Origin of the sequence: Gilliamella sp. M0320, assembly GCF_016101635.1 — a bacterium.
Taxonomy (GTDB): domain Bacteria; phylum Pseudomonadota; class Gammaproteobacteria; order Enterobacterales; family Orbaceae; genus Gilliamella; species Gilliamella apis.
The window spans coordinates 30,409-45,197 of sequence record NZ_JACFQD010000007.1 but is presented as its reverse complement, the minus strand read 5'-3'; the positions used below and the strand labels follow the sequence as shown (position 1 = coordinate 45,197).

General features: G+C 34.4%; 11 protein-coding genes. 4 read left to right on the top strand and 7 right to left on the bottom strand.

The genetic code is table 11. The features are described from left to right. Positions 1–137: 137 nt before the first annotated feature. Positions 138–2,111, bottom strand: a complete 1,974-nt coding sequence (locus H3T83_RS09400; protein WP_198215623.1) for a TonB-dependent receptor domain-containing protein — start codon at positions 2,109–2,111, stop codon at positions 138–140. A gap of 170 nt (positions 2,112–2,281) precedes the next feature. On the opposite strand from H3T83_RS09400, the gene H3T83_RS09395 reads away from it, so the two are divergent. From H3T83_RS09395 to H3T83_RS09385, 3 genes are all read left to right on the top strand, one after another. After that, positions 2,282–3,202, top strand: coding sequence for an ABC transporter substrate-binding protein (locus H3T83_RS09395; protein ID WP_198215622.1), 921 nt, complete (start codon positions 2,282–2,284; stop codon positions 3,200–3,202). A gap of 690 nt (positions 3,203–3,892) precedes the next feature. Next, entirely contained in the window at positions 3,893–5,215 is a 1,323-nt protein-coding gene (rimO, locus tag H3T83_RS09390; protein ID WP_198195416.1) for a 30S ribosomal protein S12 methylthiotransferase RimO, read from the top strand. Between the two features lie 7 nt (positions 5,216–5,222). Continuing rightward, a complete protein-coding gene (locus H3T83_RS09385) occupies positions 5,223–6,611 on the top strand; it encodes an MATE family efflux transporter (RefSeq protein ID WP_198215621.1) in 1,389 nt (462 codons plus the stop codon). A 58-nt stretch (positions 6,612–6,669) separates the two neighbouring features. Here H3T83_RS09385 and tkt read toward each other — a convergent pair whose 3' ends face one another. From tkt to H3T83_RS09355, 6 genes are all read right to left on the bottom strand, one after another. Further along, the gene (tkt, locus tag H3T83_RS09380) at positions 6,670–8,676 is read right to left on the bottom strand and encodes a transketolase (protein WP_198215620.1); all 2,007 of its coding nucleotides are present in this window, start codon (positions 8,674–8,676) and stop codon (positions 6,670–6,672) included. A gap of 117 nt (positions 8,677–8,793) precedes the next feature. After that, positions 8,794–9,744: a transaldolase gene (gene tal / locus H3T83_RS09375; RefSeq protein WP_065613207.1), complete on the bottom strand. Its 951-nt coding sequence runs from the start codon at positions 9,742–9,744 to the stop codon at positions 8,794–8,796. A gap of 611 nt (positions 9,745–10,355) precedes the next feature. Next, complete coding sequence (locus H3T83_RS09370) at positions 10,356–10,592, bottom strand: FeoC-like transcriptional regulator (protein ID WP_065651889.1); 237 nt, start codon at positions 10,590–10,592, stop codon at positions 10,356–10,358. A gap of 38 nt (positions 10,593–10,630) precedes the next feature. Next, positions 10,631–12,958, bottom strand: coding sequence for a Fe(2+) transporter permease subunit FeoB (gene feoB, locus H3T83_RS09365; protein WP_198215619.1), 2,328 nt, complete (start codon positions 12,956–12,958; stop codon positions 10,631–10,633). Next, positions 12,955–13,194: a FeoA family protein gene (locus tag H3T83_RS09360; RefSeq protein WP_081298917.1), complete on the bottom strand. Its 240-nt coding sequence runs from the start codon at positions 13,192–13,194 to the stop codon at positions 12,955–12,957. Before H3T83_RS09360 ends, feoB begins: the two co-directional genes overlap by 4 nt. Before the next feature lie 234 nt (positions 13,195–13,428). Then, positions 13,429–13,770: a nitrous oxide-stimulated promoter family protein gene (locus tag H3T83_RS09355; RefSeq protein ID WP_065651887.1), complete on the bottom strand. Its 342-nt coding sequence runs from the start codon at positions 13,768–13,770 to the stop codon at positions 13,429–13,431. A gap of 72 nt (positions 13,771–13,842) precedes the next feature. Here H3T83_RS09355 and H3T83_RS09350 point away from each other — a divergent pair, with 72 nt between their 5' ends. Beyond that, positions 13,843–14,673: a shikimate 5-dehydrogenase gene (locus H3T83_RS09350; RefSeq protein ID WP_198215618.1), complete on the top strand. Its 831-nt coding sequence runs from the start codon at positions 13,843–13,845 to the stop codon at positions 14,671–14,673. Positions 14,674–14,789 lie beyond the last annotated feature (116 nt).

The following is a 14,789-nucleotide window of genomic DNA, read 5'->3' as shown; positions in this document are numbered from 1 at the left end:
AATCCTTTTGTGAAGTAATTCTCAATCATGACTAATAAATTAAAATGTTAATATATAGTTAATTAATTAAATAAAAAAGTGGCTGTATTAACAACCACTCAATATTTATAATTACATTTTTTGATGATGAACACTAATTAGAAATTAATTTCAGTACCAACAAAATAGCGACGACCTTCTAAGGTTTTACCGAAATCATCGTTAGAAACATCTCTATCAAATAAGTTATAAACACCACCATAAATCTTAGCATTTTGATTTATTTGGAAAGATGCACCCACATCCCAGAAGGTATAACCTGGATATTCAATCTTTTTGCCACTACGATCCGTAGTTGTTTCCACTCCGTAATAAGCAACTTTAGTCCATAAATCCAATTGTTGGGTTAGATTCCAATCAAGCTGAGTATTGAATTTTTGCTTAGGTGTACGATTTAAAGGTTTACCTTTATTTTTACCAGTTTTTTGTTCTGTTTTAGTCCAAGAATAGTTAGAACTTAGCAAGAAATCAGTAAACAATGGTGTTTTAAATGATAGTTCTAAACCTTTAAGATCGGCTTTATCTACATTCTCACGGCCTTGAACAAAATCAAATTTTTCTTTATAACCATTGATTCGGCAATTTCTTGATCCTGCTTTACCACGACAAATATAATAAGACTGGATTTTGTCTTTATATTTAGTATAAAAAGCTGTTGCAGATGCATCAATACCATAATCATTGGTATAACCAACGCCTATTTCAAATGAATCCGTTTTTTCAGGTTTTAAATCGGGATTACCCATTATCATTCCTTTGTTACCTGTTCCAGATCCACCTGTAACCTGTCCCCAATCTGAAACAACTTGGCGTAGTTGTGGTGTTGCAAATCCAGTTGAATAACCACCCTTTAAGGTAAAGTTATCATCAATATTCCAGACACTATAGACTCTTGGATTCCAGTTGCTACCATAGTTTTCATCTTTGTTATAACGCAAACCAGCCGTTATACTCCAGTTATCAAAAATACTTATTTCATCCTCAGCGAATAATGCATAACTCCAACGATCAATTTTTGTTAGAGTCTTGTTTAACTGATTACCTCTATCATGAAGCTCTTGATAAGTATATGCTCCACCAGCAGTTAACATATTAATCGAGAAAGGAATTGTCACACGTGAGTCAACATTAGTATTACGAATTTTCATTTTTCTTTCTGGATTATTATTACCTTCATGAGAAATAAAGGATGTCGTCGATACATCGCCAAATAAACCATTATGCGTTAAAGCAAAAGAGTTGCGACGGTTATCTCTATTAAAATCACCGCGATTAACTGGTCTTGTTTTACCACCTGAAGCATTACTGTTTTGTAAAGAGCGTCCAAAATCAAGATCAAATGTCTGAGTATCTGTAGCATTAAGTGATATTTTCCCATTTAGGCTGCGTAATTTTTGTCCTGAATGCCCATTTAAAAAATTATCTTCACTACGTTTGCTGTATTGGCCAAATAATTGAATACCTAAAATATCATCAATAATTGGGCCCATCGTTGAAAAACTACCTACATAGGTATTTTTCTCATCAGAACGATAAGGCACAATTGATTCAACCCTTAAACCACCGTGCCATTTGTTGGACACTTTTTTAGTAATGATATTAACTACCCCACCCATAGCATCTGAACCATATAAAGAAGACATAGGTCCACGGACAACTTCGATACGCTCAATAATAGTTAATGGGGGTAGCCAGCCTTGCTCGAAACCAGAATTATCACTATTTGGTCTAGTTTCACGAGTACTAACTTTTTTTCCATCAATTAATAATAATGTATATTTGGCATCCATACCACGAATACTAATATCGGTCGAATCTCCACCACCAGTTATGGTGACACCAGGAATGTCTTTCAGAGCATCGGTGACATCACGATAAGGCTTTTTGCTAATTTCTTCCGGCGTGATCACCGAAATTGTTGCCGGAGCCTCTTTAATTTGTTGTGAAAATCCTGATGCTGTCACCACCATAGTATCAGTATTTTTATCATCAGCCGCCATCGCTAAACCTGATAATGATAATAAAATACTTGTATTTAAGACATGTGTAGCCAACTTAAACTTCGTATTCATTGTTATAACCCTATTAATTATATTGATATTTTGCAAAGCAATCCGCGAGTAACAATATACTATATGAGAATAATTATCAATATCCTTACGAAAAATTATTTATTACTAGACAATCATAATCCTTTAAACAATAATAGTTATCATTTGCATCATACATATAGGAACTAATTATGAATACTAAGAAAAAACTATTATTAAGTAGCTTAGCAGCGTTAATGTTAGGTTTGACTGGTTGTCAATCGTCAATTACAGTAAATCCAGATAATAAACAATCAGTTGTTGTACCTAAATCACCAAATAAAGTTGTAGTGATGAATTATGGTGCCTTAGATACATTAGATGCTTTAGGTAAAGGATCAATTGTAACAGCAACACCGCTTTCTGTACTTCCGGCTTATCTTCAACAATATAAAAATGCAACTATTACTGATACAGGTAATATGAAGGAACCAAATCTTGATGCAATCAAACAAGCTAAACCGCAATTAATTATCATTGACGGCCGACAAGCAAGCCATACGGAAGAATTTACTAAAATCGCACCAGTAATTAATTTAAGCGTTGATGCAAAAAACTACCTTGAATCGACCAAAAATCATATCAATGTATTAGCAAGTATTACTGGTACTGAAAAAACAGCTAACAATCTAATTCAATCATTAGATGCTAAAGTAAGCAATGCACAATTAGTTGCTCAAGCAAGTAATAAAAAAGCAATTGTTGCTATTCATAATGACGGTAAAATGATCCTTATCAATGCAAGCTCTAGTGCCGCATTAATTCATGATGTGTTAAAAGTAAAACGTGCGGTACCATTAGCACCACAACCGACCAACGGTATTGGTAAACCAAAACCAACCTTTATTGATAATAATTACATCAGTAAAGTTAAACCAGATATTATTTATGTTGTAGACCGTAGTAAAGCAATTGGCCAGTCTGCGATGAAAAATGATTTCTTCAATGCAAAAGTATTAGCAAAAAGTAAAACTGAAGTTATTTATTTAACACCAGACCTTTGGTATTTATCTGGTGGCGGTGCTGAAAGTTTAGATCGTCAAATCGATGAAGTAATTAATGTATTAAAATAAATTGATTTTTTTATAATAAATTAACTTCCTTTCACAAAAGCCCTTATCATTATAAGGGCTTTTTGATTAACAGATTTACCTTGTCCTTCCTCAGAATATTCCCCCCATCAAATGATTGATAAGTGTTTTTTATTATTTATTATTACACGCCAATTGAATGTAAGGAGAGTAAACATTAATGAAAAAACTATTGTTAGTTGCAGTATTATTTTCTTTTATGGTTCACGCATGAACGTGATGCTCCGCTAGGTTTAACATGGGGTGCATCAATATCGGACATTGTTTCAAAATATAATGCAAAAGAAATAATTGAACAAAATGATTTGATCATATATGAATTACCTAACCCTCCTATAACATTACCTAATATTACTTTATATAAATTATTAGCTCTGTTGAAAGGAAAAAAATAGATGCAAAGGGTATTAATATTAGTGATCCGTCGAATAAGGTTTATCGATATTACCTATTACAAATAATTAAAATATAAACTTCAAATTATTTACAATAAATAGCATGTTACATACATGCCATAAGAAATTATATTTTTATAGATGATAACTGCGCTAAAAATTTTTATTTGGTTCAAGTTAAATATGTTAAAATGCTCGCCTGTTGTCATAATCTAAATTGGCAAATTTTTAAATTCTCGATAAATACCTCAATAAATTTTAAATTACTATAAATATTATGAATACATCATCCCCTACTATCGGATTTGTGAGCCTTGGTTGTCCTAAAAATTTAGTTGACTCTGAGCGAATTTTAACTGAATTACGTACTCAGGGTTATCAAGTTGTACCTAGCTACGATAATGCTGATTTAGTTATTGTTAACACCTGTGGCTTTATTGATAGCGCGGTACAAGAATCATTAGAAGCCATTGGCGAAGCGCTAAATGAAAATGGAAAAGTCATTGTGACTGGTTGTCTTGGCGCTAAAGAAGATCAAATTCGTGATGTACATCCTAAAGTGCTTGAAATATCAGGACCTCACAGTTATGAGGCTGTACTTGAGCATGTTAATAAATATGCACCTAAACCTACCTATAATCCATTTACTAGTTTAGTACCCGAACAAGGGGTAAAACTAACACCAAAACATTATGCTTATTTGAAAATCTCAGAAGGCTGTAACCATAGTTGTTCATTCTGTATTATTCCTTCATTACGTGGCGAAATGATCAGTCGACCAATCGGTAATGTGCTTGATGAAGCAAAACGTTTGGTTGATGGTGGGGTGAAAGAATTATTGGTTATTGCCCAAGATACATCAGCTTATGGTATTGATATAAAAAACCGGACCAATTTTTGGAATGGTATGCCGTTAAAGACCGATATTCATACCCTTTGTGAACAATTATCTAGCCTTGGTATTTGGGTACGACTACATTATATGTATCCTTACCCTAGTGTGGATAATTTAATTCCTTTAATGGCGGATGGCAAAATCTTACCTTATTTGGATGTACCATTACAACATGCTAGCCCTACTGTATTAAAATCAATGAAACGACCGGGAACCATTGAAAGAACACTTGAAAGAATTCATAAGTGGCGAGATATTTGTCCAGAAATCACTCTGCGTTCAACTTTTATTGTCGGTTATCCAGGCGAAACTGAACAAGATTTTGAATTACTACTCGATTTTCTATCTCAAGCACAATTAGATCGTGTCGGTTGTTTCCCTTATAGTCCAGTAGAAGGCGCTGCGGCTAATCAATTAGCCAATCAAATACCGGAGCATATAAAACAAGAACGATTCCATCGGTTTATGCAATTGCAACAAACAATTTCAACCCGTAAGCTACAAAACAAAATTGGTAAAACATTATCCGTGCTTATCGATGAAGTGGATGATGAAGGTGCAATTGGACGAAGTATGGCTGATGCACCGGAAATAGATGGTGTAGTCTATCTAAATGAAGAAAAAACGGTTAAAGTTGGCGATATTGTTAAGGTCAATATTGAACATTCAGATGAATACGATTTATGGGGAACTGTACAACAGTAAATAACCAATGAAATTACATTATCGAAATGAAATTAAAAATTTAATTACCTTAGCTATCCCTGTCATGATTGCTCAAATATCACAAACAGCAATAACGTTTGTTGATACAATTATGGCTGGAAATTACAGTAAAACAGCCTTATCAGGTGTCGCTATAGCGGTATCAATTTGGTTACCCACAGTATTATTTGGTCAAGGTCTATTGACTGTATTAACTCCTATTATATCAAACTTAAATGGTGCAGCTAAACGTGAGCAAGTTGCCGATCATACACGGCAAGGTGTGGTGATTGCATTAATTTTATCAGTAATCATAATGTTAATTTTATATCATTCAGATAAAATAATTAGCTTAAGAAGTTCCGCTGATAATCCGATTGATCCAGACATGATTGAAGTTGCCGTTTCATTTTTACGTGCAATTATGTGGGGAGTACCAGCATTTCTACTATTTTTAGTTTACCGCAATCAATGTGAAGGTTTATCTAACACAAAACCCGCCATGGTAATAATATTCATTGCCTTACTTGCTAATATTCCAATTAACTATGTTTTAATTTATGGCAAATTAGGCTTACCTGCTTTTGGTGGTGTCGGTTGTGGCATTACTGCAGCAATAATTTTCTGGTTAATGTTTGGTTTAATCCGTATATATACCTTAACTACTGCTAGCCAACGTGATATTCGTAAAACGCCATTAACAAAGCTTGTTGATTTTTCCATCATTAAAAAGATAGTGGTATTAGGAACACCTTTAGCTCTTGCTTACTTTTTTGAAATGAGCTTGTTTGCTGTAGTTGCCTTACTTATTGCCCCTCTCGGACAAATAACTGTGGCGGCTCATCAAATTATCTTTACTATTAGTAGTTTAACATTTGCAATTCCATTATCTCTTGGCGTGGCGACCAGTATTCGTGTCGGTTACTTATTGGGTAAAAATAAACCAATTCTAGCCAAGCAAACTGCTTATATAAGTTTAGCGATATCCTTCATGATAGCGGTAATCGTCGCATTAATTCTGGTCATTTTTAGATCACCAATAATAACCATATTTACTCATGAGATCGATGTAATAACCATCTGTCTACAACTGATTATTTTACTTGCCATCTATCAAGCTTCAGATTATTTACAAGTAGTCGCAAGTAATGTATTACGTGGTTATAAAGATACTAAGAGCATATTTTTTATTACTTTACTGTCTTATTGGGTTGTTGGTTTACCCGTTGGTTACATATTAGGCTTAACTGATCTAGTGATGGAACCAATTGGTGCCGCAGGATTTTGGATAGGGATTATATCAGGGCTTGCTGTTGCTGCTTTTCTGTTAATTGCCAGAATGGTTTATCTACAAAAACAACCAACAGAAATAATATTAAAACGAGCTTCTAGATAATTTGATTAGATTAAAAAAAGCCACCATAAGGTGGCTTTTTACTATTTAAATAAATTTATTATTTTAATAAACTATTGGCTTGTTTTAGAACATTCTCAACTGTAAAACCGAATTTAGCAAATAATTGTTCTGCTGGACCTGACTCACCAAAGCTTGTCATACCAATAATCTTACCATTTAGACCAACATATTTATACCAATAGTCACTAATACCAGCCTCAATAGCGACTCGTGCAGAGACTGAAGATGGTAATACTGATTCTTTATAAGCTTGGTCTTGTTTATCAAATGCATCGGTTGATGGCATTGAAACAACACGTACTTTTTTACCAGCTTCGGTAAGTTTATGATAAGCCTCAACAGCTAGTTCGACTTCAGAACCAGTGGCAATTAAAATCAGTTCAGGAGTTCCACTACAATCATTTAAAATATAGCCACCACGATAAACATTAGCTAATTGTTGTTCGGTGCGTTCTTGTTGTTTAAGATTTTGTCTTGAGAAAATTAACGCAGTTGGACCGTCTTTACGTTCAACAGCATATTGCCAAGCAATAGCTGATTCAACTTGGTCACAAGGACGCCAAGTACTAACGTTTGGAGTGACACGTAAGCTTGCCATCTGTTCTACAGGTTGGTGAGTTGGACCATCTTCACCTAAACCAATTGAGTCATGCGTGTAGACAAATAAAGAGCGAATTTTCATTAATGCGGCCATACGGACTGCGTTACGCGCATACTCCATAAACATCAAGAAAGTTGCACCATAAGGAATAAAGCCGCCATGTAAAGCAATACCATTCATGATTGCAGACATACCAAATTCACGTACACCATAATGAATGTAGTTACCATCTGGATTAGCTAAAATCTCTTTAGAGCCTGACCACATAGTTAAATTACTTGGTGCTAAATCAGCTGAACCACCTAAAAATTCAGTTAACACTGGCGCAAAAGCTTCAATGGCATTTTGTGAGGCTTTGCGGGTAGCAATTGTTGCCGGATTTGCTTGTAGCTTATTAACAAAAGCTTTAGCGACCTGTTGCCAATTACTTGGTAAATCACCATTCATACGACGTTTGAATTCTTTTGCTAATTCTGGGTAAGCTTTTGCATATGCATCAAAGCGAGCATTCCACTCATCTTCACGTTGTTTACCAGTAGCTTTTGCATCCCACGCGTCATAATAATCTTTTGGAATTTCAAATGCAGGATATGACCAACCTAAAGCTTTACGCGTTGCTTCAATTTCAGCATCACCAAGTGGAGCGCCATGACAATCATGACTTCCTGCTTTGTTTGGAGAACCAAAACCAATAACAGTTTTACACATTAATAATGATGGTTTATCAGTTACAGCCTGTGCTTGCTCAATAGCTTCAGCTAATGCCTTAGCATCATGACCATCAATACCACGAATAACATGCCAACCATATGCTTCAAAACGTTTAGCGGTATCGTCGGTAAACCAACCTTCAATTTCACCATCAATTGAAATACCATTATCATCATAAAAAGCAATTAATTTGCCTAATTTAAGTGTACCCGCTAATGAACATACTTCATGAGAAATCCCTTCCATCATACAACCATCACCCATAAATACATAAGTATGATGATCAACTATGGTATGTGCAGGTTTGTTAAATTGAGCAGCTAATGTTCTTTCAGCAATAGCCATACCGACAGCATTGGCAATACCTTGCCCTAAAGGACCTGTTGTTGTTTCAATGCCCGGAAGATGACCAAATTCTGGATGACCTGCGGTTTTAGCATTTAATTGACGAAAGTTTTTTATGTCATCAAGGGTTACGTTATAACCAGTCAAATGTAATAAGCTATAAATTAACATTGATGCATGACCATTCGATAATACAAATCGATCCCGATCAGCCCAATTAGGATTGGTAGGATTGTGTTTCAAAAATCCTCGCCAAAGGACTTCAGCCATATCGGCCATCCCCATCGGCGCACCAGGATGGCCTGATTTTGCTTTTTGCACGCCATCCATGCTTAATGCTCTTATCGCATTGGCTAGTTCGCGGTGGGATAGTGTGGTTACATTCATGTTAATATTCTCCAAAAATATATTTTAAATATTCATTGATTGTCTACAAACAGCAGACAGATAAAACGCTTTCGTACCAAAACAAAAAAGGGGAATATATTTCCCCTATTCTTTTAATTAAAGTAGTGCTCCGATCATATCTTCTAGTTTACCCTGATCGACAGCAAATGCACGGATGCCTTCAGCCAATTTTTCAACAGCCATAGCATCACTGTTATGCTGCCATCTAAACTCAGCTTCAGTCATTAATGCTGGACGCTCAACTAAAGTTTGATTTGGATCTAATTTACGCACTACTGGGGCACTTGATTTTTGCATCTCAGACAATAAATTAGGGGAAATAGTTAAACGATCACAACCCGCCAATGCTAAAATTTGATCAACTTGTCTAAAACTAGCCCCCATAACAATAGTCTTATAACCATGTTGTTTATAATAGTTATAGATATTACGTACTGAAACTACACCAGGGTCTTGATCAGCAATATAAGGATCAATGGGTTTCTTAGCTTGATACCAATCATAAATACGACCAACAAATGGCGAAATTAAAAAGGCATTAATCTCGGCACAAGCACGCGCTTGAGCGAAGGAAAACAATAAAGTTAAATTACAGTTAATCCCTTCTTTTTCTAAAACCTCAGCAGCTTTAATACCTTCCCACGTAGAAGCGATTTTAATCAGAATTTTTGATTTATCAATGCCTTTTTGTTTATAAAGCTCAACAATTCGACGAGCTTTTTCAATACAGGCTTGGGTATCAAATGATAATCTTGCATCAACTTCAGTCGAGATTCGCCCAGGGATAGATTTTAAAATTTCAGCGCCAATATTTACCGCTACTTGGTCACAAGCATTAACCAATTGCTCGGCTTTACTACCACCTAGTTTTTTAGCTGTTTCAATAGCAGAATCAATTAAATAACGATATTGAGGAAGTTGAGCAGCTTTTAAAACAAGCGATGGATTAGTTGTTGCATCTTCAGGAGAAAACTGTTTAATTGAATCGATATCACCAGTATCAGCAACCACTACGGTTAATTTTTTGAATTCATCTAATTGACTCATACTTCTATTTCCTCTACTACATGTTTTTTAAACATAATTATAATAACATTTATTAAGTAATAAAACGACAAGGTTTCATCGTTTCGGTTAAGGTCTTTCTGGCTAAAAATGAACAAGACCGACAAAACTACAATTTGATCAGAATAAGCTATCGATAAAAACGAAAAACATTGATATTTCATAGCCATTAACTAACTTTTTAGTACATAAAAATTAACAGGTAAATAATGTAACAAATTGACTCTTAATATTTACGTAATCATCTAAACCAGTAGTTAGCAATTTGTTGATCGGATTTAAATCAAGGATATCTTTTTATCACTTGTTATCGGTTTTATAGTTTTTCCTTATTTACACCAAAATGAACATAAGTTCATATTAATATCATTTGTAATTTTGAGATACAAATAAATTTAATTTTGTGACATAAGTCGCAAAAAAAATAGTAAATAAAAGATAATTTAATTTTTAATAGCTGATAAAAAAGTGGATTCAATTCTAAAAAAAGCAAAAAGTTAAAATAATTTGGCAAGAATTTATCAAAGGTTAGATATTAATACTTTTGATACAATCAAATTAACTTTAACCATTAATTGATTGTATTCGATATTTTACTCAATCCATACATAGCTTGCATAAGCGTCTAAATTACAACTTATACACGTTGAACACTGTTTACCTGCACAAGTTAATAAATCACGTTTAATTAATTTTATTACTCCTTTTTTAACCCAAAAATTCAGCATAGGTTCAACTGCACTGCTAGATAAGCGAAAGTGACGAGCCACATCTTGCAGATTAGCTCGTCCTTGTAACTGAATATAATCACGAATTGCGGTAATTAACATATTATTAAATATTTAAATTTAACATTAACCAATAATTTTTATTCACAACAAGCTGATTGATTGTTGTGAGATCGTGGTTTTGGTAAGTAATATTGATTAAAGCAAGGTAAACGCCCCATTTTACGCATAACGATAAAAATGAAAGTCATAAATCCTCCAATAGCTATCAACCAATAAGGCGCACATGAAGATTGGCCTAATAAACTAAATTGGTAATAAATTGTTGCTGACAACCAACCTATAACAAATGTCCAAATAGCGACAAATATCATCCACCTTAGCCCTGTTTCACGATAGATTGTGCCTAATGCTGCCGCACAAGGTGTATAAAGCAACACAAAAATAAGATAAGCAATAGCTGAAGATGATGTAACAAATGAACTACTTATTTTCGATACCGTCGTCGAGTCGACAGACAATTCATTTTGTAAACTGTTTTCATCTTGATTAATACTAGATAGACCTAGCGGATCAGCGATTGAGTTAATTAAATCAATAAAACGATCTGGAATGGTTTCTAACGCTGACTTGATGCCATCATAAAAAGAAAAATGTTCTGGTTGTTCAGTTTGATGATCCATTGAATAAAGTGAATTTAAAGTTGCCACAACTGACTCTTTAGCAAAGATTCCGGTAAAAATACCTACTGCTGCAGGCCAATTTTGCTTATCAATTCCCATTGGTGTAAATACAGGAGTAACTTTTTGCCCCATAACTGATAACACAGAGTGATTTGAATTTTCATTCCCAAATGAACCATCAGTTCCTAAGGAATTAAAGAAGCTAAGTACGGTTACCATAACGACAATGGCTTTTCCTGCTCGTAAAACAAAGCTTTTCAAACGTTGAAAAGTTATTCTCAACATACTCCGTAATGTCGGAATACGATAAACGGGCATTTCCATAATAAATGGCGTTAATTCACCTTGTAACAGAGTACTTTTTAATATAAATCCCGTTAGCATAGCGACCAAAATACCCAGCAAATACAGCATAAAGACAATAATCGATGCATGATTAGGAAAAAAAATCACAGCAAACAAAGCGTAAATGGGTAATCGAGCACTGCAAGACATAAACGGAATTAAACAAATTGATAAAATACGATCACGAGGGCTATCAAGTGTCCTTGTTGCCATAATTGCGGGTACGCCACAACCAAACCCCATTAGCATGGGGACAAACGCTTTACCGGGTAAACCAATGCATCGCATAAAACGATCAACAATCATTGCGGCTCGCGCTAAATAACCTGAATCTTCCAAAAAAGATAGCACAAAAAACATCGCCGCAATAACCGGTATAAAGGTCGATACCGTGGTAATGCCATTGCCGACCCCATCAGCTAAAATAACTGTTAACCAAGTTGGTGTATCTAGCATATTTAAGAGATAAGCAAAGCCATTAACAAAAATGGTACTAAATACTCCTTCAAAAAAATCAACAAAAACTGAACCAAAATTAATCGCAATAAAAAACATGCTATACATTGCGAGTAAAAAAAATGGAATACCAGTAAAACGCCCTAAAGCTAATTTATCCAATTTTTCAGTAAGATTAATATTGGCTTCTCTAGGCTTATCAATCACCATCTTGCAAAGCGTATCAATCGTATCATAACGTGCACTTGCAAGTGCTACGTCAATCTGATTATCGAAATTGATAGACAATAAACAACGACAAGCAGCTAACTTTTCGTTTTCTAAAAAATCTAAAGATTGATTTGCCCCATTAAGCAAGTCTTCAATTAACTGCCAACGATTAAATTGTTGTATCCGACTGGTTGCAGGCAATTCACCTAAATATCGGTTAAATACCGCTTGTGCATCACTACTTAACGTATCAATGGTTGGCATTGCTATCTTTAAATTCGATGAGCTAACTTCAATTTGCTGATAAAATTTTGATAATCCAGTTTTTCGCGTAGACGAAATCGCAATAACCGGACAACCTAAAGCTTTGGTTAATTTATCGATATTTAATCTTTCTCCCATAGCTTTAAGTGCATCAACCATATTAAGCACAATTATCATAGGTACTTGCATATCAATTAACTGAAATGTTAAATATAAACTGCGTTGTAAATTTGTTGCATCAATAACATTAACTATCAAGCTATTGTTATCAGTTAATAGAAACTGCCGAGTAATAAATTCATCTTGAGCAATACCGATTGGATCTGGCTCAACAGAGTAAGTTCCCGGTAAATCAACAATATCATAATGCTTATTTTGGTAAGCAAACGAACCAGATTTGTGCTCAACGGTTACCCCTGGCCAATTACCTACACGCTGTTTTGAACCAGTTAACAAATTAAATAATGTCGTTTTGCCACAATTAGGATTACCAACTAATGCAATTTTCATGCGACTACCTCAACTTCAATTGCCGCCGCTTCACGACGGCGTAAACACAGTAGAAAACCACGCAAATTAATTTCAATTGGATCACCTAATGGAGCTATTTGCATCACAGTCAACTTACATCCGGGCGTCATTCCCATAGCTAAAAGCTTTTGACGAAAAGGTAAAGAGTCAGGTAACAGACGTTTAATAACAGCTTCACGTCCTTGAGAAAGGCGATCAAGCGTAAATGCAGACATCATACTTCCTATCAAATAAGGTTGTATTTAAAAAATGACAATATTTTAAAAGATAATCATTCGCATTTTTAGCATTAAACTGCGAGCAAATTGCAAAAAACATCTAAAATAAGTGAAAATTATTGCACTGATAGAAAAAATGAATACAACATTGATGAAATCAAAAAAATAAGTGATAAAAATAAGCCAAAAACCCCTCTCCTCAACTTTTTTAATTGTGAAAAAATGCTTTCGTTAAAATACCTTCAAAATAGTTTTTAAATTTTTATACAAATGCTTAACCGCCATAATTGGATGATGGATCATCATTCTTGGGCCGGCATAGCGCATAACTTCTTTGATTTTTAGTTTGTAATCTTTGCGATAGCAATGTTTTGGACAGAGTTCACAGGTGGTTTTCTGTTCGCCAAATCGACACATAGTTAAACGTTGCATGGCATATTGCAACAGATCATTACACTCGTCACAAAGCTGATTTTTCGGTGTATGGTGTTTCTGGCGGCAATAAAGGGCTATCATCACCCTCACCGTGGCTTTTTCTTGAGTAATTTTGGGACCAGTGTTATTTGCAACCATAATCAAATATACGTCTGTTAAAAAGATGATAGAATAAAGAATTAGTTATTATGATCACAAGGATTTTGGTTAATGGCAAGAATTATCAACAAAGATACTACGGTTTGTATGTCACTTTCAGCAAGACCTAGTAATTTTGGTACTCGTTTTCACAATTTTTTATATGAAAAATTAGATTTAAATTATCTATATAAAGCATTTACAACCAATAACTTAAAAGATGCTATTTATGGAATTAAAGCATTATCAATTCGTGGTTGTGCTATCTCAATGCCTTATAAACAAGCATGTATTGAATTTATTGATGAATTAGATGTTTCGGTACAATCAATTCAAGCGGTTAATACTATTGTTAATACCGATCACTATTTGAAAGCCTACAATACTGATTATATTGCTGTGGAAAAACTAATTAAAGTTAATCATATAAGTAATAACACACCATTCGTTTTAAAAGGTAGTGGTGGTATGGCTAATGCTGTAATTGGGGCATTTTACGATGCTGGTTTTAAACATGGCATAGTCTGTGCCAGAAATCAACAGAAAGGGCAAGCTTTAGCTAAGCGTTATAATTACCAATGGCAAAAAGATGAATCTACCATTACACCAGAACAAGCTAAATTAATTATCAATGTTACGCCAATTGGCATGCAAGGTGGCATTGAGGCAGACCAATTATCGTTTAGTGAAACAATAATTAATCATGCCGATATTGTTTTCGATGTTGTTGCCTTACCTGTTGAAACACCACTTATAAAATTTGCCAAAAAATTAAATAAAACAATTATTTCAGGAGCTGATGTTGCCGTATTACAAGCGGTTGAGCAATTTATTTTATATACCGGTGTTACTCCTAGTGAAGAATTGATCCAGCAAGCAGGTGAATTCGCCAGACAAGGTTAAAAACATTACAAAGAATTAATAATAGAATCAGGTTAACATGTTAAATAAGGACGTTTAACAAAATTGTAGTTTGTTTTAAAAAATATATCAAAACGATAACAGTGATTAATAAAATG

Coding starts and splice junctions, on each gene's coding strand:
- H3T83_RS09400 (WP_198215623.1), bottom strand. CDS start 2,111: ATGAATACGAAGTTTAAGTTGGCTACACATGTCTTAAATACAAGTATT.
- H3T83_RS09395 (WP_198215622.1), top strand. CDS start 2,282: ATGAATACTAAGAAAAAACTATTATTAAGTAGCTTAGCAGCGTTAATG.
- rimO (WP_198195416.1), top strand. CDS start 3,893: ATGAATACATCATCCCCTACTATCGGATTTGTGAGCCTTGGTTGTCCT.
- H3T83_RS09385 (WP_198215621.1), top strand. CDS start 5,223: ATGAAATTACATTATCGAAATGAAATTAAAAATTTAATTACCTTAGCT.
- tkt (WP_198215620.1), bottom strand. CDS start 8,676: ATGAATGTAACCACACTATCCCACCGCGAACTAGCCAATGCGATAAGA.
- tal (WP_065613207.1), bottom strand. CDS start 9,744: ATGAGTCAATTAGATGAATTCAAAAAATTAACCGTAGTGGTTGCTGAT.
- H3T83_RS09370 (WP_065651889.1), bottom strand. CDS start 10,592: ATGTTAATTACCGCAATTCGTGATTATATTCAGTTACAAGGACGAGCT.
- feoB (WP_198215619.1), bottom strand. CDS start 12,958: ATGAAAATTGCATTAGTTGGTAATCCTAATTGTGGCAAAACGACATTA.
- H3T83_RS09360 (WP_081298917.1), bottom strand. CDS start 13,194: ATGTCTGCATTTACGCTTGATCGCCTTTCTCAAGGACGTGAAGCTGTT.
- H3T83_RS09355 (WP_065651887.1), bottom strand. CDS start 13,770: ATGGTTGCAAATAACACTGGTCCCAAAATTACTCAAGAAAAAGCCACG.
- H3T83_RS09350 (WP_198215618.1), top strand. CDS start 13,843: ATGGCAAGAATTATCAACAAAGATACTACGGTTTGTATGTCACTTTCA.